Genomic DNA, 19,721 nt, shown 5'->3' with positions numbered 1-19,721 from the left:
TGGAGGGAAATACCGGGTCCGCGGCCTTGGCGGCCGCGGCTGGTCACTTCAGTGAGAACGAGTCTATCGTGACTGGTTCCACAGGCGCGCCGTCCGTGGCGCTGGCGCCGCCCGGAGTGACCCCGGCGGCGGCGATCCCGTTCACCACGTCGAGGCCGGAAGTCACCTTGCCCACCACCGTGTAGCCGCCGGCGGCATCTGCCGGAATGACGGTGTCCTTGTACACAATGAAGAACTGCGTGCCGTTGCCGAAGGCGTTCCCGCTGGTCCGGGCCACGGCGATGGTCCCGGCCGGGTATTTGTTGTCCGCCGGCGTGTTTTCGAGCGGGCCCCACGTGTAGGACTGGTCGCTGCTGCCGTCGCCGCTCTTGGAGCCGCACTGCAGGACGCCAAAGCTCTCCGCCGTGGTCAGCCGGTGGCAGCTCAGGCCCTTGTAGAAGTTCTGGTCCGCCAGGGACTTGAAGACGGCGGCGGCCTGCGGGGCTTTGGTGCCGTCCAGCTCAACGCCCAGCGTGCCGCGGTTCAGCGCGAGCTCACCGGTGAAGGTCTTGCCCGCCGCGGTGTCCGGCTTGGGGATGTTGCCGGCGTTCGTGGGGGAGGCCGTGGGCGTGGCGGACGCTGACGGGCTCTTCAGGCCCTCCTGCGCGGCCGCGAACTCCTCTTCGGTCGGGTTCGACGAGAAGACGGTGAGCTGCAGGATCAGGGCCAGGGCGATGGCTCCGGCACCTACGCTGATGGCCAGGACGTTGTCACGCTTGCGGCGCTTGTCCTGGTCCCGGCGCAGTCCGCGCCTGGCCTCCATTTGCTGGACGCGCCGCTTCGCCTCACGTGCGTTGCGTGAACTGGCCGCCAAAGTTCCTCCCGGTTGTATGGCTGTGACCGTGACGCGCCGTAGGGGACGCCGCAGTAACAGCAGCAAGCTGCCGGCAGTCCCGCCGGCCGGCTCCGTTGGAACGGCTCCGTTGTAACAGCTCCGTTGTAACAGCTCCGTTGTAACAGCTCCGTTGTAACAGCTCCGTTGTAACAGCTCCGTTGTAACAGCTCCGTTGTAACAGCTCCGTTGTAACAAGGGGGCGCCGAACGCATAAACTGACTGCCGCACACAGTTTATGCACGACTGGCCGGTCCGCCGCCTATCTTCGTTATGTTTCGACGGAGAATGCCGCGTGCCCGTGCCCGACGGCACCGCGGCAGCAACCAGACGCCGCGGCAGTAACCAGAGGAGAAAATTTCACCATGGCACGCACAGCCTCCCTGTCAGGATTCCCCGAGTGGCTTCCCGAGGAGCGGCTGGTGGAACTGCATGTGCTGGACACGCTGCGACGGACGTTCGAGCTCCATGGCTTCTCCTCGATCGAGACCCGCGCCGTGGAAACCGTGGGGCAGCTGCTGCGCAAGGGTGAAATCGACAAAGAGGTTTACGGCCTGAGCCGGCTCCAGGACGACGAGGGGGACACTGCGGCCAAAGCCGACCCGCACGCCCTGGCCCTGCACTTCGACCTCACCGTGCCCTTTGCACGGTACGTCGTGGAGAACGCCGGCTACCTGTCCTTCCCGTTCCGCCGCTACCAGATCCAGAAGGTCTGGCGCGGCGAGCGTCCCCAGGAGGGGCGCGCCCGGGAGTTCACCCAGGCGGACATCGACGTCGTCGGCGACGGTGAACTGCCGTTCCGCTACGACGTCGAAATCGCGCTCGTGATCGCCGAGGCCCTCAACGCCCTGCCCATCCCGGACTTCCTGCTCCGGATCAACAACCGCAAACTGGCCGAGGGCTTCTACACGGGGATCGGGCTGACCGACACCGCGGGTGTCCTCCGCAGCATCGACAAGCTGGAAAAGGTCGGACCGGCGAAGGTTGCCGAGCTGCTCAAGGAAGAGCTCGGCGCCACCGACGAGCAGGCGCAGGCCGCCCTCAAGCTCGCGGGCATCCGCACCAAGGACACCTCCTTTGTGGATCAGGTCCGGGCGCTGGGCGTCAGCAATGAGCTGCTCGAGGAAGGCCTGAACGAACTGGAGCAGGTCATCGCGGCCGCCGTGCAGCGCGCGCCGGGCCGGGTGGTCGCCGACCTCAGTATCGCCCGCGGCCTGGACTACTACACGGGCACCGTGGTGGAAACGGTCCTGGTCGGACATGAACAGCTGGGATCGATCTGCTCCGGCGGACGCTACGACGCCCTCGCCAGCAAGGGCAACCGCAAGTTCCCCGGCGTCGGGCTGTCCATCGGCGTGACCCGCCTGGTGTCCCGGATCCTGAGCCAGGACCTGGCCAAGGCCAGCCGCTCCGTCCCGACTGCCGTGCTGGTAACCCTCAACAGCGACGAGAGTTGGGGCGCGGCGCAGGACGTCGCCGCCCAGCTCCGCAGCCGGGGCATCGCCACGGAGGTGGCCGCGAAGGCAGAGAAGTTCGGCAAGCAGATCAAGTTCGCCGACCGCCGCGGCATTCCGTTCGTCTGGTTCACCGACGACGACGGCAAGCACCAGGTCAAGGACATCCGTTCGGGTGAGCAGTACGACGCCGACCCGGCTGAGTGGATGCCCGCCGAGGAGGACCTGCACGTCCGGGTCACCGCCGCGGGTTAGTCCTTCCGGCGGGTCCGGCGCAGCCGCAGGACCAGGTACCGCCCTGCCATCCCGACGGTGAGCACCGCAGCCATGACCAGCATGGAGGCCGGCGGCAACGTCACGGCCAGGACCAGGCAGCCGAGGAAGCCCAACACGTTGAGCCAGCGCGGCGCATGCCACGGCCGGCCGGCGAGGGTGAAGGCCGCGGCGTTGGTCACCGCGTAGTAGATCAGCACGCCGAAGCTGGAAAAGCCCACCACGGTCATCACGTTGGTGCTCAGCAGCAGCAGGATGATGACGACGCCGGCGACGGCGAGTTCCGCGACAAACGGGACGGTGTGGGTGCCGCCCACCCGCGCCAGCGGGCCCGGAAGGTCGCGTTCCCGGGCCATCGCCAGGGTGGTCCTGCCCACCCCGGTGATCAGGGCCAGCAGCGCGCCGAGGCAGGCGGCGGCGGCCCCGGCCTGGACGAAGGGGACTCCGCCGCTGAGCTGCGACACGGCAACGGCGTCCAGCAGCGGCGCCGTCGAACCCGCCAGCAGTTGCGGCGGCAGGTGCCACTGCAGCAGGGCGGCCAGGCCGAGGTAGATCACGAAGGCCCCGGCCAGTGCCGCCAGGATGGCGCGCGGGATGGTGCGGGTGGGGTCCTTGACCTCTTCGCCCAGGGTGGCGATCCGCGCGTAGCCGGCGAAAGCGAAGAACATCAGCCCCGCGGCGGGAAGGACGCCCCAGCCGCCGGCCGGCGTCGTCAGTGGTGCCGTTGTCCCCGACGCGGGGGCGCCGGCCGGGTGGGGGCCGAGCAGCGAGGCGACGGCGACGAAGGCGAGCGTTGCCAGCACCACGGCCAGCAGGATCCTGGTCAGCATTGCTGTCCGGGTAATGCCGAGCAGGTTGACCCCGGTGAGAACCACGACGGCGGCGACGGCCAGCGGCGTGGCGTACGCCGGCGCCACGTAGTGTCCGAACGTGAGCGCCATCGCCGCGCAGGACGCCGTCTTGCCCGTCACGAAACCCCAGCCGGCAATGAAGCCCGGCCACTCGCCCAACTGCCGGCGCCCGTATACGTAGGTTCCGCCGCTGGCAGGATACTTTGCCGCCAGTTGGGCGGACGCCACGGCGTTGCAGTAGGCGATGACGCCGGCCACGGCCACCGCCAGCACCAGCAGCGGCCCGGCCAGGGCGGCGGCGGGGGAGAAGACCACGAAGACCCCGGCGCCCAGCATGGAACCGAGGCCGATTGCCGTGGAATCAAACACACCGAGGCGACGCTGTAGCTGCTGGCCGGGGCGCCCACCGGGCGCCTTGTTCGGCGTCATGCCGGGCCGGTCGCCTGGCTGGGTTCTGTGATGCCGGCTCGTCATGGCGGGCGGGGCCTTTCCAACGGGTAAACTCGAACGGGATCGTTCCAGTAGCGATCCTATTAGAGCGTCATTGGTTCAATATCGCTTTTGATTTTCCCTCTGTCTTCTTCAGAAAGGCGTGCTGTGCTGCGCACACATGACCTCGGATCCCTCCGCTCCGAGCACATTGGACAAACCGTAACCCTCGCCGGCTGGGTCGGCCGGCGTCGTGACCACGGTGGTGTCGCATTCGTTGACCTGCGCGACGCGTCCGGCGTCGCCCAGGTCGTGGTCCGTGAAGAAGAGGTCTTCCACGGCCTGCGCAACGAATACGTGCTGCAGGTCACCGGCACGGTGTCCCAGCGCCCCGCGGGCAACGAGAACCCGGCGCTTCCCACCGGTGAAATCGAGGTCATGGCCGAGAACGTCACCATTCTCAACACCTCGGACCCGTTGCCGTTCCAGATCGACGAGCACGTGGAGGTCGGCGAGGAAGCACGACTGAAGCACCGCTACCTGGATCTGCGCCGGCCCGGCCCCGCCCGCAACCTGCGCCTGCGCTCGGAAGCCAACCGCGTGGCCCGCGAGCTGCTCCACCAGGACGGCTATGTCGAGATCGAAACCCCCACACTGACCCGCTCGACGCCGGAAGGCGCCCGCGACTTCGTGGTCCCCGCACGGCTCGCACCGGGTTCCTGGTACGCGCTGCCGCAGTCCCCGCAGCTGTTCAAGCAGCTCCTGCAGGTTGGCGGCTTCGAGAAGTACTACCAGATCGCCCGCTGCTACCGCGATGAAGACTTCCGTGCGGACCGCCAGCCGGAGTTCACGCAGCTCGACATCGAGGCCAGCTTCGTGGATCAGGACGACATCATTCAGCTCGGCGAGAACATCGTCAAGGCCCTGTGGAAGCTGATCGACGTCGAGATCCCGACGCCGATCCAGCGCATCACCTACAACGACGCCATGGCCCGCTACGGTTCGGACAAGCCGGACCTGCGCTTCGGCCAGGAGCTCACCGAGCTGACTGAATTCTTCAAGGACACGAACTTCGGCGTGTTTAAGGCGCCCTACGTCGGTGCCGTCGTCATGCCCGGCGGCGCCTCCCAGGCCCGCCGCGCCCTCGACGCCTGGCAGGAATGGGCCAAGCAGCGCGGCGCCAAGGGCCTGGCCTACGTCCTGTACAAGGAAGACGGCGAACTCGCCGGTCCCGTCGCCAAGAACCTCACCGACACCGAGCGTGCGGGCCTCGCCGACGCCGTCGGCGCCAAGCCCGGTGACTGCATCTTCTTCGCAGCGGGCGAGAAGACGCCGTCACGTGCCCTCCTGGGCGCAGCCCGGGTCGAGATCGGGCACCGCACCGGACTGATCAACCCGTCCGACTGGGCCTTCTGCTGGGTTGTGGACGCTCCGATGTTCGAGCCGGCCGCCGCTGCTGTCGCCTCCGGCGATGTCGCCGTCGGTGCCGGCAAGTGGACCGCGGTGCACCATGCGTTCACGTCGCCGAAGCCGGAGTTCCTCGACACCTTCGATAAGGACCCCGAGTCGGCGCTCTCCTACGCCTACGACATCGTCTGCAACGGCAACGAAATCGGCGGCGGCTCGATCCGTATCCACCAGCGCGACGTCCAGGAGCGGGTCTTCGAGCTCATGGGCCTGGACAAGCAGGACGCCCAGACGAAGTTCGGCTTCCTCCTTGAGGGCTTCAAGTTCGGCGCCCCGCCGCACGGCGGCATCGCCTTCGGCTGGGACCGCGTCGTTGCCCTGCTGGCCGGCGTGGAGTCCATCCGCGACGTCATCGCATTCCCGAAGTCCGGCGGCGGTTTCGACCCGCTGACCCAGGCCCCTGCTCCGATCACGGCGCAGCAGCGCAAGGAAGCCGGCGTGGACTTCAAGCCCGAGGCCAAAAAGCCCGCGGAGGGCCAGAACTAACCTGGCACCAGCGGCAGGGGCTCCCCGGATGACCGGGGAGCCCCTGCCGTCTTCACAGTTGCCCGTATTCGCCAGCACCGGCATTCTTCCCGGACGGAGACCCGCGATGGACCTGACCCCGACCCCCGCATCGGCGCCTGCGCCGGTGCCTGTTTCGGTTCCGCGGCTGGAGGCCCTGATGGATTCCGCGTGGCCTGCCGCCGAGCGGCACGGGTCCGGCGGCTGGGTGCTGCGGGCGGCCTCCGGCGTGACGCAGCGGGCAAACTCTGTCTGGCCCAGGGATCCCGGCGAGGACCCGCACGCGCTGTTGTCGGCACTGCGCGAGGCGAGGCTCTGGTACCGGAGCCGCCGGCTACCTGTAATCTTTCAGGTCTTTGACGGCCCGCGCTCCGCGGCCCTCAACGCCGTCCTCGACGCCGAGGGGTTCACCCGGCAGTCCGAGACACTGGTCCTGGTCAGGGGCCCGCTTGGCGGGCCGGTAAGTGGGGCTGACGCTGGCGCGGACCCCGCCGTGGAGATTTCAGCCGCGCCGACAGCGGAGTGGCTTGAACTTTGGTGGAGCGTCGACGGGCGTGGGGGAGGAGCGGAACTCGCTGTCGCCCGCGGCATCCTCGAAGGTTGCGCTTCGCTGTACGGGCTGGTGCGCGACGACGCCGGCGCGCCCGCCGCTGTGGCGCGGCTCGCCATGCCTGCCGCCGGATCGGCGGTGCCAGGCTGGGGCGGGTTGTACTGCATGGCAACCCGTCCTGATGCGCGCCGGCAGGGCTTTGGCGGCCGGATTGTCCGGGCGCTGCTGCGCGAGGGCGATGCTCGCGGCCTCGAGGGCTACTGGCTTTTGGTGATGGCGTCCAATGTCGGCGCCCGGGACTTGTATGCGCAGGCCGGTTTCCGGGAAACCGCCCGGTACCGGTACCGGCAGGAACGGCCGAAACGGCACCTGACCGGCTGCTGATATAGGGGCCTGATCGGTTTATGGCGCTTTGCCGTTCCGGCGGCGGGCAGTCTTCGTTGCCGGCCCGGGGTTCCCGCGGCCCGCGCTTGTGAACTTCGGTGTATTGTTGGCGCTCTTTGTCGTTCGTTGCCGATGACGACGGTGCTGGCGGCTGCTTCGATGACGTCGTCGGAGATGGTTTCAAATTCCTTGATCTTCAATACATGGGTGATTTGGCGGAAGAAGCGCTCGAGGAGCCGGAAGGTTCCGCGCATGTCCCGTTCGACCGCGGCGATTGTCTGGGCGTCGGTGAACTCGTCCGGACCGGTCTAGGGGCGCAAGCTCCGGATATATGCCGCCAGTGCGCAAGGTCTAGCTGTAAGCGATTACGACGCCAGGCTCGTTGACCTGTACGACAATGACAATCCGGATGGACCGGACCACGACTTCTATCGCTCGGTAGCTGACGAGTGCGGGGCGGAGTCCATACTCTACCTCGGGTGCGGGACTGGCATCCTGACAGTTACTTTCGCCCACACTGTCCCATACTGAGCCGGCCCGGTGCGTCACGTACGCCCTCTAGAAGCATCCCCTTCGGGACTGCACCATGCGCCAAATGGCGCTGTGAAAGCACAGCCATTTACCGCCGAAAGTCACAGCCCGCGGCGTCAAAAATGTCAGTGCCTCCTGTCATGCTGTGGGTATGGAGAGCAGAGCAGCCTGGAGCCCGGAGAGCGGGGAGGCGTTGGCGGCTGTGGCCGCGTCGGTTGCCGCCCTGGCTGCTCTCGCCGGCCTTGCCGGCGGAGATTCGGCGGGCGGGGCCGGTGCGGACCGCGCTGATTCGCGCGTTGGGGAAACCGCTGTGGCTGCTGATGTCGGGGCTGATCCGTTGCGGGATTTCGCGGACGGGTGCCTGGATGGGTTGGCGTTGGTGGCGCGGTTGGAGGCCGGGATGGCGGCGTTGAAGGTCCACCTGGCCGCCGACTATGTCCGCGCGGAGGAACTCCTGGCCGCCCCGGTCGTGTCGGCGCGGGAGGCCACGGCGCGGGAGCTGGCGGTCGTGGCGGAGGTCGCGGGTGTCCTGACCGTGAGCGAACGGACCGCTTCGGCGCTGCTCTCCGACGCGCTGGCATTGGTCTCGTCGTTGCCGTTGACGTTGGCGGCGTTGCAGGCCGGGGAGCTGTCCTGGCAGCATGCCCGGATCATGGTCGATGAGGCGGCGAACCTGGACCGGGCCGGGGCGGCGGGGCTGGAGGCGCATTTCCTGGACCCCGCCGCGCCGGATCCGGCGCGGGGGTGCCCGGCCGGGGAGCTGGCCCCGGGCCGGTTCCGGGCCAAGGCGCGCACCTGGCGCGAACGCCACCACCCGGAGAGCATCGAGGCCCGCCACGCCACGGGGGTGGCGGAGCGGCGGGTGGAGTTTGTCCCGGACCGGGACGGCATGGCCTGGCTCTCGGCCCGGCTCCCGGCCGATGTTGCGGCGGGGATCTGGGAACGGACCACCGCCGCGGCCCGGGCGCTGCAGGGCCCGGGCGAGTCCCGGACCCTGGCCCAGCTCCGCGCCGACGTCACCGCCACCTGGCTCCTCACCACCAACACCCCCGGCACCGGCGGCGTAGGCGGCGGCGACGGGACCGGCGGCACTGGCGGGGGTGTTCCGTCGCCGCGGGCGCAGGTCCTGGTCACGGTCCCGGTGATGGCTTTGCTCGGGGCCACGGAGGAACCGGCCATGCTGGACGGGTACGGGCCGGTCCCGCTCTCGATGGCCCGCCGGTTGGTCGCCGACGGCGCGGAGTCCTTCCACCGGGTCCTGGTCGACCCCCGCGACGGGGCGCCGCTGGAAATCGGGCGTACCAGTTACCGGGTCACGAAGGCGATGCGGCAGTGGCTGCGGCTGCGCGACGGCAAGTGCCCGTTCCCGGGGTGTAATAACCCGTCGCTGGATAACGAGGCCGATCACCTGCTGGCCTGGGCCGACGGCGGCGGCACCGGGGTGGCGAATCTGGCCCAGCCCTGCCCGAAACACCACCGGCTCAAACACAACTCCACCTGGACACCCGCCGCCGCCAGCGCGGAGCACCCGCCGGGCTGGACCTCACCGGCCGGACGCCACTACGCCAGCGAATACCCCGACTGGGAACCACCCCGCTGGCCCGAAAATCTCCTGTGCGCAGATCCATTCCCGGACCCCGGCCCGGACCCTGACGCCGCCCTGCCCCCGGACCCCTTCCCCGAATGGGACCAGTTCCCCGACTGGGAACACTTCACCGCCGGGCATCCATGGCCTCCGGCCGACACGGACGACCACGGCTGGCCGCCCCAGTCGATGACTTCGTTCCTGGTTGCGCCCCGCATGGGAGTGCCTGACCTCTGATGACATGCTGCGGTGGAACTGTGGGCCTGTCTACTCAGGCGGGTCGGTGACCGTGATCCGGACCGAGCACAGGTCCGCGGCGGCCTTCTTCAGGACGGCCGCGCGGGGGTCCGGGACGTCCAGGAAGGCCAGCCTCCCCAGTCCGGAGTAACTCTTCAGCGCGGGCTCGGCGAGCACCTGGCCGGCCAGGGTCCGGTCACCGCCAGGCGCCAGGTATTCGATCCGGTGCGCGGCGAAGATCCGGCCGGCGTGCTCGGCAACGGCCTCGACCAGCGCATCGGCTTGGTTGGTCCGACGCCTGGCGAAACGCTGCTGGGACCAGCCGCCTGCAGCCGTGCGCGACTGGACGTGGCGCGTGCCGGTCTTGGACGCAAGGACGGCGCCACCGCTGACCACGGCCACCGAATATCCGCCACGGCGAATCAACACGGCACCGATGCTGCGGGGCTGCGCGGCCAGGGAGGCCAGCCGCGCCACCGCGTCGCCGCCGCGCCCCGGCCGGCCGTCCACCGGCCACGGAGCCTGCAGCAGAGCCACGGCACCGTCGTCGGCGCATAGCTGGAGTCCGGCGTCGAGCTCTTCCGCAGCCAGAGCGCCATGGCTCGCCGCGAAACGGTCCACCCAGCCGGGCAGGCGGTCCCCGGAGACGAACGCCACACGGGTCTCAGGGCTGGGCATGGCGGTTCTCCGTTACAGGGATGGGGTGCCCGGGCAGGCAGGAATCGGCGGGCAGGAACTAGAAGTAGCCTATCTATGTGGAAGATCTCTTTGGCGCAGGGCGGGACGACGCCGCTGGAATCGACGACGGACACGACGACGCCGACGGACACGATGACAGCCGCGACGACTCCGGCACGTCCGGTCCCGCCGCCCGGTCCGCCGCGCCGCGCAGCCCGCTCGCGGTCCGGATGCGGCCGCGCACCCTGGATGACGTGGTGGGCCAGCAGCATCTGCTGGGGCAGGGTTCTCCGCTGCGCCAGCTCGCCGCCGGATCCGAGGCTACCGGCCCGGCCGGGCCGAGTTCGGTGATTCTTTGGGGTCCCCCCGGCACCGGCAAGACCACCCTGGCCCATGTCATAGCCAAGGGTCCCGGCCGGAAGTTCGTCGAGCTCTCCGCCATCACCGCCGGCGTCAAGGATGTCCGCCGTGTCATGGACGAGGCCCTGACGGCGCGGGATCTGTACAAGACCACCACCGTCCTCTTCCTCGACGAGATCCACCGCTTCAATAAGGCCCAGCAGGACGCGCTCCTGCCCGGCGTTGAGAACCGGTGGGTGGTGCTCGTGGCGGCCACCACGGAAAACCCCTCATTCTCCGTGGTGTCCCCGTTGCTTTCCCGTTCGCTGCTGCTGACGCTCAAGCCGCTCACCGACGCTGATGTCGAAGGCCTTCTGCAGCGCGCCACCGCGGACCCCCGCGGGCTGAACGGCAAGGCCGCACTCAGCGCCGAAGCGCTGGCTCACCTGGTCCGGCTTTCCGGCGGCGACGCCCGCCGCGCCCTCACAGCGCTCGAGGCCGCCGCCGGCGTCGCGTTCGGCGACGCGGACGACACTGACGCAGTCGTTGCCGGTGCAGCCGGCACGGGAACGGCGGACCCGGTTACCATCCAGCTGCGGCACACCGAGCGTGCCCTCGATGCCGCCTCCGTGCGATACGACCGCGCCGGCGACCAGCACTACGACGTCGCCAGCGCGTTCATCAAATCCATCCGGGGCTCCGACGTCGACGCCGCGTTGCACTACCTTGCCCGGATGCTCGAGGCGGGGGAGGACCCGCGGTTCGTGGCCCGACGTATCGTGATCTCCGCCGCTGAGGACGTCGGGATGGCGGACCCGACAGCGTTGCAAACCGCCGTCGCGGCGGCCCAGGCCGTGCAACTGATCGGCATGCCGGAGGGCCGCATCATCCTCGCCGAAGCCGTGGTGCACCTGGCCACCGCGCCGAAGTCCAACGCCGCCTATATGGGGATCAACCAGGCGATCGCGGATGTCCGTGCCGGGCTGGGCAACGGAATCCCCGCCCACCTGCGCGACGCCCACTACCCGGGATCAAAACAGCTGGGCCACGGCAAAGGGTACAAGTACGCCCACGACGCACCGCATGCCGTGGCCACCCAGCAGTACCCCCCGGACGATCTCGTGGGCCGCAACTACTATCTCCCCACTGCCAACGGGGCCGAACGCGACATCGCCGCCAGACTTGACCGGCTCCGCAGGATCATCCGGGGCACCTGAGCTCCGGTGCCCCGCGGCGTGGGAATTGGCCGTTGACAGCGGAGCCTGGGGGTCTAACGTGGAATTACGCCAGCATTTGATCTGCTGACGGTACGTGCGGGGCAGGGGACAGCGGACCGCAGCGCCGGCTCCCGATTGACCGGATCCCCGGGACGGCAGCCGGTTCCGCTCTACACAAGGCTTATCCAGCGCGGGCGTCCGCGCCCCGACCCCAGGCAGTGTCCCATGAGCATTAATTGCGTTACCGCCATGGCAGTGAAATCCTTCGACGTTCCCGACACCAAGCGGTGTCCGGACAAGGCCGAGTTCGATCTCTGCACCGTGGACGACTACTCCGTGGCCCGGCTGATCCTGGGCCCCGGCTGGCGGTGGTCCGAGAGCACGAGGCCCTACGAGCACACGGATGTCTGCCAGCACCACCACCTGGGCTTCTGTGTTTCCGGGGTGCTGGAAGTTGAGACGGACGAAGGACTGCACTCCACGATCCACGCCAACGACACCTACGCGATTCCGCCGGGCCACGACGAATGGGTGGTGGGCCCGGACCCGTTCGTGGCGGTGGAATTTCTGGGCGCGGCGTCATTCGGGCGCCGGGGCGGCCGCGGCCTGCACGCCAGAATCTGACGCCGGTACCGGCATCGGCGCCGGCTTCGGGCCACGGGCCGCTTCATGGTAGGCTGGTTCGTTGTCTGGCAAGGCACGGACGCACAATCCATTGAATCTTCTCTTTCGATGAGGGTTGCCCTGTGCCCAGTAGCAAAAGGCAGCGGTTGGCCGATGCTCTCCATCGTGGAGGCCAGTAACACTGACACACCGCAGATATTGGAAGGACACAAGTGGCTAACAACACTCGTGCTCGCCGTACCGCGCGCCTTTCGCGCGCCCTCGGCATCGCTCTGACCCCCAAGGCCGCCAAGTACATGGAGCGCCGCCCGTACGGCCCCGGTGAGCACGGCCGTGCCCGCAAGAAGCAGGACTCCGACTACGCCGTTCGTCTGCGCGAAAAGCAGCGTCTGCGCGCCCAGTACGGCATCCGCGAAGCCCAGATGACCCGTGCCTTCGAAGAAGCACGCCGCACCAAGGGCCTGACCGGTGAAAACCTGATCGAACTGCTCGAAATGCGTCTCGACGCCCTCGTGCTGCGTGCCGGTTTCGCCCGCACCATCGCCCAGGCCCGCCAGCTGGTTGTGCACCGCCACATCCTCGTTGACGGCGTCCGCGTTGACCGCCCGTCTTTCCGCGTCGGCGAGGGCCAGCTGGTCCACGTCCACAGCCGCAGCGAGACCATGCCTCCGTTCCAGGTTGCAGCAGCCGGCGCCCACCGCGACGTCCTGCCGATGGTTCCGGCCTACCTGGACGTCAAGCTTGACGCCCTGCAGGCCCGCCTGGTGCGCCGCCCGAAGCGTTCCGAGATCCCCGTGACCTGCGAAGAGCAGCTCGTCGTGGAATTCTACGCACGCTAAATCAAAGGCAACACCTACAAAGAAGCCCGTGGCAAGCGCCGCGGGCTTCTTTGTATGTAAGGTACTTGGGGGACTTCCCCGGAAGCCGTTTCTGCTTGCCGGTTAAAACCGCCGGCCGAAACCGTCGGGCCCTGACGCAACGCGCAGGTATCCACTGCAGTTCAAGGAGATGAGTGACTATGTCTGGTGGCGATATTGCCGGCCTGATCGCAGCCGGAGTGTTCGCACTTCTGGTCCTGCTGCTTGCCGTGCCGATCCTGAAGCTCGGGGGAGTGTTTGACGAAGTGCGGACCTCCATCCGCTCCATCAGCGACGGCGCCACCCCGCTCATGGACGAGGTCACCGCCACGGTGTCCACCACCAACGAGCAGCTGAAGAAGGTTGACGGGATCTCCTCAAACGTCTCCGACGCCTCCGCCAACATCTCGGCGCTGTCCTCGCTCATGGCCGCCACCGTAGGCTCGCCGCTGATCAAGGTCGCGTCCTTCAGCTACGGCGTGCGCTCCGCCCTGGGCTCCCGCAAGAAGCCCGCCACCGGCCGCCGCAGCCGCTAAATCTCCGGGGAGAACCTGACATGAACAGAATCATCTGGATGGGAATCGGCGTCGCGATCGGCGTCATCGCCTTCCGCAAGCTCACCGAAGCCCAGTCCGCCCTCGGCCCCGAAGGCCTCAACCGGGCCGTCGGCCGGCTTGCGGACGGATTGTTCGACTTCGCGGACGCCGTCCGCGACGGCATGGGCGAACGGGAAGCGGAGCTCCGCTCCGCGTTGGGCATCGACACCGCCCTGGGCGGTGGCGTCGACGCTGCCATCGCGCGCGGGCGCGGGGATGCAGCCCGGCGCTAGCCGGGAGAGAATTAGTAAGTACGGTGTCCGTCACGGACGCCCCGGCACAGCCGCCGGACCCTGCACGCAGGGTCCGGGCCGGTGCCGGGCCTCAGCTTGTCCCGCGCAGCACGGTCGCGGGTCACTCAACGCAGTGAATATTGAAGGGTAAGAAATCAGCTCATGAAGTCGCAGGAGATCACCAAGCGCTGGATCGACTTTTTTGTCAGCAAGGGACACACCGCCGTGCCCTCCGCCTCCCTGGTCTCCAGCGACCCCTCCCTGCTGTTCACGGTGGCCGGCATGGTCCCGTTCATCCCGTACCTGACAGCCCGTGAGGAGGCCCCCTACTCCCGGGCCACCAGCGTGCAGAAGTGCATCCGGACCGGTGACATCGAGGAAGTCGGCAAGACCGCCCGCCACGGCACGTTCTTCCAGATGTGCGGCAACTTCTCCTTCGGCGACTACTTCAAGGAAGACGCCATCAAGTTCGCCTGGGAGCTGCTGACCACCAGCGTTGAGGACGGCGGCTACGGCCTCCCGGCGGAGCGGCTCTGGGTCACCGTCTACGAAGAAGACGACGAGGCCCAGGAACTGTGGCTGAAGAACACCGGTGTACCCGCCGAGCGCATCCAGCGGATGGGTAAGGCCGACAACTACTGGTCCACCGGCCAGCCCGGTCCGGCCGGCCCTTGCTCGGAGATCTACTACGACCGTGGCCCCGCCTACGGCGTCGAGGGCGGACCGATCGCCAACGAGACCCGGTACATCGAGATCTGGAACCTGGTGTTCATGCAGTACCAGATCGACAACGTCCGCTCGAAAGTCGACTTCGACATCACCGGCGAGCTGCCCAAGAAGAACATCGACACCGGTCTCGGCATGGAACGCCTCGCGCTGATCCTGCAGGGCGTCGAGAACATGTACGAGACCGACCAGGTCCGGCCCGTGATCGACAAGGCATCCGAACTCTCCGGCAAGGAATACACCTCCGCCGAAACCCCGGATGACCCGCACCACACCGACGACGTCCGGATGCGCGTCGTCGCCGACCACATCCGCTCGGCCCTCATGCTGATCGCAGACGGCGTCACCCCGTCCAACGAGGGCCGCGGGTACGTGCTGCGCCGCCTGATCCGCCGCGCCGTGCGCTCCATGCGCCTGCTCGGCGTGGAGAAGGCCTGCCTGCCGGAGCTGCTGCCGGCCTCGCGGGACGCCATGAAGGGCGTCTACCCGATCGTGGAGACCGACTTCGAGCGCATCAGCCGGATCGCCTACGCGGAAGAGAAAGCCTTCCTGCGCACCATCGCCTCCGGCACGGCCCGCCTCGAGGACGCCGTGAAGGAATCCAAGTCCGCCGGCCGGCCGCTCTCCGGCGCCGACGCCTTCGCCCTTCACGACACCTACGGGTTCCCGATCGACCTCACCCTCGAAATGGCGGAGGAGGCCGGACTCAAGGTCGACGAGCCCGAGTTCCGCAAGCTCATGCTCGAACAGCGCCAGCGCGCCCAGGCCGACGCCAAGGGCAAGAAGGGCGCCCACGCCGACCTCAGCGCGTTCCAGGAGCTCCTGGCCCAGGGCGAGACTGTCTTCACCGGCTACACCGAACTCCAGGGCGAATCCAAGGTCCGCGGCATCCTGGCCGGCGGCCGGAAAGTCGCGCAGGCCTCCACCGGCGAGGAAATCGAACTGGTCCTGGCCGAGACGCCGTTCTACGCCGAGGCCGGCGGCCAGGCCGCCGACACCGGCCTCATCACCGGCGACGGCTTCGTTGTTGAGGTCCTGGACGTCCAGCGCCCCGTCAAGGGCCTGAGCGTGCACAAGGCGATCGTCCGCGAAGGCGAAATCGCCGCGGACGCCCTGGTCCAGGCCGCCGTCGACCGGGAACGCCGGCACGCCGCCGAGCAGGCCCACACGGGAACGCACATCGTCCACGCAGCCCTGCACCAGATCCTCGGCCCGGAAGCCCTGCAGCGCGGCTCCTTCAACAAGGCCGGGTACCTGCGCTTCGACTTCGCCTGGGGCGAGGGCCTGAGCGCCGCCACCCGGTCCGAGATCGAGGAAGTCTCCAACATCGCCATCCGCAACAACTTCCGGGTGGACACCAAGGTGATGGGCCTCGCCGAGGCCAAGGCCCTCGGCGCCATGGCGCTGTTTGGCGAGAACTACGGCAACGAGGTCCGGGTCGTGGAGATCGACGGCGCGTGGTCGCGTGAGCTCTGCGGCGGCACCCACGTCGAGAACACCGCCCTGATCGGCAGCCTGTCCCTGCTCGGCGAACAGTCCGTCGGTTCCGGAAACCGCCGTGTGGAAGCCTTCGTGGGGATGGACGCCTTCCGGCACCTCGCCGCCGAACGTGCCCTCGTCACCGAGCTCACGGAAATGCTCAAGGTGCCCTCCGGACTCCTCGCGGACCGGATCGCCGCCACGCTGACCAAGCTCAAGACCGCAGAAAAGGAACTTGAGCGCCTGCGTAAGGAACAGCTCAGCGCCGCGGCCGCCCAGCTGGTCGGCACCGCCAGGGACGCCGCCGGCGTCAAGGTCATTGCCCACGATGCCGGCCAGGTCAGCGGCGCCGACGACCTCCGCGGCCTGGCACTGGACCTGCGGGCCCGCCTCGGCTCCGAGGCCGCAGCTGTTGCTGTCGCCGGGGTCAGCAACGACCGCCCCGTGGTCCTGATCGCCACCAACGAAGCGGCCCGGGCCGCCGGTGTCAAGGCCGGTGCCCTCGTGCGCCTGGCCGCCGGTGTCCTCGGCGGCGGCGGCGGAGGCAAGGACGACGTCGCCCAGGGCGGCGGCACGGATGCCACCAAGGTCGGCGCCGCCCTCAGCGCCGTCGTGGACGCCATTACCCGGCGATAGCGGACCCTCCATGACTGAAGGTGCCGCGGCCGGCGTCTATCCCCGGGGCGTGAAGCTCGGGGTGGACGTCGGCACCGTCCGCGTGGGCGTGGCCGTCTGTGACCGCGACGGAATCCTGGCGACACCGCTGCGCACGCTGCAGCGGAACGTGAAAAAGAACACGGATGTGCGCATTCTGGCCGCGCTGGCGGCGGAACTGGAGGCCGTCGAGATTTTCGTGGGACTGCCGCGCACCATGAAGGGCGAAGAACACGCCTCGGCCCGGATGGCCACGGAATATGCGCAGCTGCTGGCGCTGTCTCTGCAGGACGCCGGATCCGACGTGCCGGTGCGCCTGGTGGACGAACGGCTCAGCACTGTGAGCGCGCACCGCGCCCTGCACGAAGCTGGCATGAGCAGCAAGAATCACCGTACAGTGGTTGATCAGGTTGCGGCGGCAGGTATTCTGCAGCATGCGATTGATATGCAAAAGGCCAGGGGAACGGAGGTCGGAAACCGCGTCTACGCGGAGTCTGCGCCGGGGCCGACCGGAGACGGCGCACAGTCCGGCCCGGCAGTACAGACGCACTCTTCAGAACATGGAAGGCTAAAGTGAGCCCGGTCAACAGTGATGACTCCTCCGGTGACGCCCTCGGCGGCGCCGGCCGACCGCTGACGCGCAAAGAGATCAGGGCCCGGGAAAAACTCCTGGCCACCCAGGGACACAGCGTGATCCCGCCCCAGGCGTTCGAAACGGGACAAGATGTCCCGGCCCCGCGATCGGAACCGGACCCCGCGCCGGCCGCACCCGAAGCGGCCCCTGAGCTTCCCGACTCCGCGCCAACTGTGCACGAGGAGACTGTGCACGAGGAGACCGTGCACGAGGAGACCGTGCCCGAGGAGACCGTGCACGAGGAGACCGTGCACGAAGAACCCGCGGCCAAAGAGGCCGTGAGCGACGCCGCGGCAGCCGCCCCGGCCCGCGAGGACTTCACACAGATCATCCACGTCCGCGACATTCCGGTCAGCGACAATTCGGTCCACGACGTCCCTGCCCGCGAAGAGGTCATCTATGCCACGGCGGGACAGCACGGCTACGCAGCCCACCACGACGAGGGCGCCAGCGATGCCGGCCACTACGACCGCTATGCGCCGCACCCCCACGACGAGGCCGCCCATGCCTACGACGAACACAACGACGACCTCATGGCCGGAGCGGTCCGCTACGACAAGGCCCCGTCCAAGAAAATCCGCCGCCGGCGCCGCTTCCTCGCGCTGGTGCTGACGCTCACCGTGTTCGTCGTGGCGATCGCCGTCGGCGCGCAGTTCCTCAAGCCGCTCCTCGGCGGCGACACGGTGGCCGACTACCCGGGCCCCGGCACCGGCGACGTCTCCATTACGGTCGCGCCCGGCGCCGGACCGAAATCCGTCGCCACCGAACTCGAGTCGAAAAAGGTCGTGGCGAACGCCGACACCTTCCTCAAGGCATTCAGCGCCGCGGGCGGCGCCCTGAGCCCGGGCACCTTCTCCATGCGCCAGGAAATGAAGAACTCCGACGCCGTGGACATCCTGCTCAACAAGGGCCAGGGCAAAGTCATGTACTTCGCGCTCAATGCCGGCCTGCGGATCAGCGAGTCGCTCCAGGCCATCTCCGAAGGCACCGGGATACCGGTTCCTGATCTGAAGGCCCTCAGCGACGCACCGGCACAGTTCGGCGTCCCGGCCAAGGCGAAGAACCTCGAGGGGTTCCTGGCCCCGGGGGAGTACCGCTTCCCGCTGGGGACCTCGGCCAAGGACATCCTGCAGAAGCTCGTCGGCAGCACCCTGGACGAACTCAAGGCACAGGGCGTCACCGATCCCGCCAAGCAGTACGACGTCGTGACTGTCGCCAGCATCGTCCAGGCCGAAGGCGGCCAGGCTGAGTACGGTGATGTGGCCGGCGCGATCTACAACCGGCTTAAGCCCAACAACACCGAAACGAACGGTCTGATCCAGTCCGACGCGACGGTGACGTATGGCCTGGGCATCCGCAGCTTCCACATCGACGAGGCCCAGAAAGCGGACAAGTCGAATCCGTACAACACCTACGCCAACCAGGGCCTGCCCGCCGGGCCCATCGGGTCGCCCGGCAAGACGGCCATCGACGCCGCCGCTAAGCCCAAGGCCAACAACTACCTCTACTGGGTCACCATCAACCTCGACACCAAGGAGACCAAGTTCTCCAAGACCCTGGCCGAGCACAACGGCTACGTCGCGCAGTACAACGCCTGGTGCGAGGCCAACCCGGGACGCTGCGTATGACGCTGCGGGCGGCCGTACTCGGCCATCCCATCAGCCATTCGAAGTCGCCGGCGCTGCACCGGGCCGCCTATGCCTACCTCGGCGTGGACTATGCGTACTCCGCCACTGACGTCACCGAGGCTGCACTGCCGGAGTTCATGCGCCGGGTCCGGGATGAGGCCCGTGCGGACGGATCATGGCGGGGGCTTTCGGTCACCATGCCGCTCAAGACCGCCATGGTGGCCGAAGTCGACGAGGTCCGCGGCGTGGCCCGCGCGCTCGGGGTGGTCAATACGGTTGCCTTCGAATCCGACGCCGGCGCACCCCGGCTCGTGGCGTACAACACGGACGTCGCCGGAATCGTCAACGCGCTCCGGCACGCGGGAGCGGCCCCGGCGCCAACTGCCGCCGTGCTGGGCGGCGGCGGCACCGCGGCCGCGGCCATCGCCGCCCTCAAAGAACTGGGATCCGTCTCAGCCGCGGTGTTCGTCCGCGATGTCGGCCGCGCCGCCGAAGCCCGCGCGGCCTCCGCCGCCGTCGGGCTCCCCATCCAGGTCCTGCCCCTCGCCGGGGCGGCCGCCGCAGTGGCCGCCGCCGACGTCGTCATCTCCACCCTGCCGCCGCGCGCGGCGGACACGCTGGCCGGAGAACTCGCGGACCTGCCCGCAGGGGACCACTACCCGGGACGGCTACCCGGCACCGGCGGCCCCGGTGTCCTCCTGGACGTCGCCTACGATCCGTGGCCCAGCAGGATCGCCGCGGCCTGGCAGGACGCCGGCGGCACCGTGGTCCCCGGATTGGAAATGCTCATCTACCAGGCCGTGGAGCAGGTCCGGCTTTTCACCGGGCTGGGTCAGGCAATGCCGGCCGGAGTCATAGATGTGATGTGTGACGCAGTCGGGGCGCCCCGACGGGTGTTCTAAGCCCCCGACATGGCAGGA

16 protein-coding genes and 1 pseudogene are annotated in these 19,721 nt (G+C 68.4%); 13 read left to right on the top strand and 4 right to left on the bottom strand.

Translation table 11 applies throughout. From position 1 onward, the window contains the following. Positions 1-43: 43 nt before the first annotated feature. Complete coding sequence (locus CFN17_RS05005) at positions 44-853, bottom strand: peptidylprolyl isomerase (protein WP_208750258.1); 810 nt, start codon at positions 851-853, stop codon at positions 44-46. Between the two features lie 383 nt (positions 854-1,236). Here CFN17_RS05005 and hisS point away from each other — a divergent pair, with 383 nt between their 5' ends. Then, a complete protein-coding gene (hisS, locus tag CFN17_RS05000; protein WP_208750257.1) occupies positions 1,237-2,580 on the top strand; it encodes a histidine--tRNA ligase in 1,344 nt (447 codons plus the stop codon). Here the strand turns inward: hisS and CFN17_RS04995 are convergent. Then, complete coding sequence (locus tag CFN17_RS04995) at positions 2,577-3,878, bottom strand: APC family permease (protein ID WP_261792367.1); 1,302 nt, start codon at positions 3,876-3,878, stop codon at positions 2,577-2,579. The genes hisS and CFN17_RS04995 overlap by 4 nt on opposite strands. 168 nt (positions 3,879-4,046) lie before the next feature. Here CFN17_RS04995 and aspS point away from each other — a divergent pair, with 168 nt between their 5' ends. Further along, positions 4,047-5,831: an aspartate--tRNA ligase gene (gene aspS, locus CFN17_RS04990; protein ID WP_208750255.1), complete on the top strand. Its 1,785-nt coding sequence runs from the start codon at positions 4,047-4,049 to the stop codon at positions 5,829-5,831. Positions 5,832-5,937: 106 nt separating this feature from the next. Continuing rightward, on the top strand, positions 5,938-6,783 hold the full coding sequence (locus CFN17_RS04985; protein WP_208750254.1) for an N-acetyltransferase: 846 nt from the start codon (positions 5,938-5,940) through the stop codon (positions 6,781-6,783). Positions 6,784-6,908: 125 nt separating this feature from the next. On the opposite strand, the pseudogene CFN17_RS19890 reads toward CFN17_RS04985, so the two are convergent. Beyond that, positions 6,909-7,085 (bottom strand): annotated as a pseudogene (locus tag CFN17_RS19890) (ATP-binding protein); the annotation flags it as partial. A 380-nt stretch (positions 7,086-7,465) separates the two neighbouring features. Here CFN17_RS19890 and CFN17_RS04980 point away from each other — a divergent pair. Beyond that, the gene (locus CFN17_RS04980) at positions 7,466-9,136 is read left to right on the top strand and encodes an HNH endonuclease signature motif containing protein (protein ID WP_208750253.1); all 1,671 of its coding nucleotides are present in this window, start codon (positions 7,466-7,468) and stop codon (positions 9,134-9,136) included. Positions 9,137-9,166: 30 nt separating this feature from the next. Here the strand turns inward: CFN17_RS04980 and CFN17_RS04975 are convergent, their stop codons facing one another. Then, on the bottom strand, positions 9,167-9,814 hold the full coding sequence (locus CFN17_RS04975; protein WP_208750252.1) for an acVLRF1 family peptidyl-tRNA hydrolase: 648 nt from the start codon (positions 9,812-9,814) through the stop codon (positions 9,167-9,169). A 77-nt stretch (positions 9,815-9,891) separates the two neighbouring features. Here CFN17_RS04975 and CFN17_RS04970 point away from each other — a divergent pair, with 77 nt between their 5' ends. The 9 genes from CFN17_RS04970 to CFN17_RS04930 all read left to right on the top strand — a co-directional run bounded on the left by CFN17_RS04970 (position 9,892) and on the right by CFN17_RS04930 (position 19,703). Next, on the top strand, positions 9,892-11,370 hold the full coding sequence (locus CFN17_RS04970) for a replication-associated recombination protein A (RefSeq protein ID WP_208750251.1): 1,479 nt from the start codon (positions 9,892-9,894) through the stop codon (positions 11,368-11,370). Positions 11,371-11,619: 249 nt separating this feature from the next. Then, positions 11,620-11,994, top strand: coding sequence for a cupin (locus tag CFN17_RS04965; RefSeq protein ID WP_395926265.1), 375 nt, complete (start codon positions 11,620-11,622; stop codon positions 11,992-11,994). A gap of 212 nt (positions 11,995-12,206) precedes the next feature. Continuing rightward, positions 12,207-12,833, top strand: a complete 627-nt coding sequence (gene rpsD, locus CFN17_RS04960; protein WP_208750249.1) for a 30S ribosomal protein S4 — start codon at positions 12,207-12,209, stop codon at positions 12,831-12,833. 179 nt (positions 12,834-13,012) lie between these two features. Continuing rightward, positions 13,013-13,387, top strand: coding sequence for a DUF948 domain-containing protein (locus CFN17_RS04955; RefSeq protein WP_208751342.1), 375 nt, complete (start codon positions 13,013-13,015; stop codon positions 13,385-13,387). 20 nt (positions 13,388-13,407) lie between these two features. Continuing rightward, complete coding sequence (locus tag CFN17_RS04950; RefSeq protein WP_395926262.1) at positions 13,408-13,680, top strand: DUF6167 family protein; 273 nt, start codon at positions 13,408-13,410, stop codon at positions 13,678-13,680. A gap of 162 nt (positions 13,681-13,842) precedes the next feature. Continuing rightward, positions 13,843-16,521 carry an alanine--tRNA ligase gene (alaS, locus tag CFN17_RS04945; RefSeq protein WP_208750248.1) on the top strand — a complete coding sequence of 893 codons (2,679 nt, stop codon included), beginning with the start codon at positions 13,843-13,845 and terminating at the stop codon, positions 16,519-16,521. A 10-nt stretch (positions 16,522-16,531) separates the two neighbouring features. After that, on the top strand, positions 16,532-17,116 hold the full coding sequence (gene ruvX / locus CFN17_RS04940) for a Holliday junction resolvase RuvX (RefSeq protein WP_208750247.1): 585 nt from the start codon (positions 16,532-16,534) through the stop codon (positions 17,114-17,116). After that, complete coding sequence (gene mltG, locus CFN17_RS04935; protein WP_208750246.1) at positions 17,113-18,801, top strand: endolytic transglycosylase MltG; 1,689 nt, start codon at positions 17,113-17,115, stop codon at positions 18,799-18,801. Before ruvX ends, mltG begins: the two co-directional genes overlap by 4 nt. Next, a complete protein-coding gene (locus CFN17_RS04930) occupies positions 18,798-19,703 on the top strand; it encodes a shikimate dehydrogenase (protein WP_208750245.1) in 906 nt (301 codons plus the stop codon). The genes mltG and CFN17_RS04930 overlap by 4 nt, the downstream gene beginning before the upstream one ends. Positions 19,704-19,721 lie beyond the last annotated feature (18 nt).

The organism is Arthrobacter sp. PM3 (assembly GCF_003352915.1).
GTDB lineage: Bacteria > Actinomycetota > Actinomycetes > Actinomycetales > Micrococcaceae > Arthrobacter.
The sequence above is the reverse complement of the archived record's forward strand: the minus strand, read 5'-3'. Positions and strand labels throughout refer to the sequence as shown.